Origin of the sequence: Oceanobacillus alkalisoli, from assembly GCF_022213125.1 — a bacterium.
GTDB lineage: Bacteria > Bacillota > Bacilli > Bacillales > Amphibacillaceae > Oceanobacillus > Oceanobacillus alkalisoli.
The window spans coordinates 1-1,603 of record NZ_JAKNRA010000035.1 but is presented as its reverse complement, the minus strand read 5'-3'; the positions used below and the strand labels follow the sequence as shown (position 1 = coordinate 1,603).

At 40.3% G+C, this 1,603-nt stretch carries 1 protein-coding gene; it reads left to right on the top strand.

All coding sequences use genetic code 11. From position 1 onward, the window contains the following. The first annotated feature begins 9 nt into the window (after window positions 1–9). Window positions 10–1,562 (top strand): IS3 family transposase gene (locus L3V42_RS17960; protein ID WP_238472624.1). Its coding sequence is split into 2 segments (ribosomal slippage): window positions 10–655 and window positions 655–1,562, totalling 1,554 coding nucleotides; the frame shifts between segments, so codons are not numbered across the junction. Window positions 1,563–1,603 lie beyond the last annotated feature (41 nt).

Here is a 1,603-nt window from a genome sequence, read left to right as displayed (position 1 = left end):
GAGAAAGTAATGAAACACACATTGGATGAAAGGGTTCAAGCTGTATTGTGCGTGCTAGAGGGGGAGCTGCCTGATAGTATTGTTGCAAGAAAATACAATGTTAGCGACACTACCATTCATGCTTGGATGCGCAAATATCAACTACATGGTGTAGAGGGCTTAAAAGAATCAACGAGCCCGAAAACGTACCCTAAAGAATTGAAGATGCAAGCAGTCGAGTTTTACTTGAACCATGAGGGTAACTTAGAAGAGACCTGTAAAAAATTCGATATTTCAAGTCGTTCTGTTTTATCCCGGTGGGTAAAGCATTATACTAGTGGGAAAGAGTTTAAATCTACTGGGGGAAGAGAAGAAATGAATAAGGGGCGCAAGACAACATTTCAGGAGCGCATAGAAATTACTCAATACACCATTGCCAATAACTTGAATTACCAAAAGGCCACAGAGAAATATCAGGTTTCCTATCAACAAGTCTATAGCTGGGTTCGTAAATACCAACAGGATGGGGAGCGAGCTCTTCAGGACCGACGTGGAAAGTCGTTAGATTCGAAGCCGGTATTGACAGAGGAAGAAAAATTACAACTTCGTATTCAGGAGTTGAAGCATCGTAATCAATACTTGGAGGCGGAGAATGGTCTATTAAAAAAGTTAAAGGAAATCGAAAGGGGGATGGGTCGGGAAGATTAGGCATTCATTTAGCTGAATTTCAGGCTATTCATGACTATCATGAGGAAACAGGCATCACGATTTCATTACTCAGCGAGATCTTAAATGTATCCCGTTCTGGATATTATAAATGGCTGAAACACGAACCTACAGATCAACAAAAAGAAAATGAATGGCTGATGGAGAAAATCCAGAGGATATTTAAACAGCGCCGAGGCACTTGGGGTTATCGGCGAATAACGATGGCGATTAATCGCCACTATAAGAAAAAGTACAGCCCCAAACGCATTCGACGTTTAATGATTGAATTAGGTTTGAAATCCTTTATTCGCCGTTCAAATGGCTATTCCACCAAGACTAGCTTTGTTCATATCGAAGAGAATGTTCTTAATCGGGAGTTTACTGCGGACAAACCAAATGAGAAGTGGGTAACAGATATCACGCATCTAAAATTTGGTCTGAACAGGAAAGCTTATTTAAGTGCGATTAAAGATCTCTATGATGGATCCATTGTCGCCTATGAAGTCGGAAGGTTTAACGACAATCCTTTAGTAATGAATACGCTTAAGAAAGCGATAGAATCCAATCCAGATGCATCTCCGTTAATCCATAGTGATCGTGGTTCACAGTACACATCGAAGGAATACCGTCAGATTACGACTGAAGCTAACATGACCCGTAGTATGTCCCGGATTGGTAAATGCATTGATAATGCACCGATAGAAAGCTTCTTTGGCCATTTTAAATGCGAATGTTATGACCTAACGCATTACAAGAACTATGAAGAATTAGTGGACGATATTGACGCTTATATGGAATTTTATAATGAAGAACGATACCAAACGAAATTAAACAGCCTAACACCGTTAGAATATCGGTACCAGGCTGCGGCATAGATTTTTATTTTTTTACTGTCCACTTGACAGGGCGCAGTTCA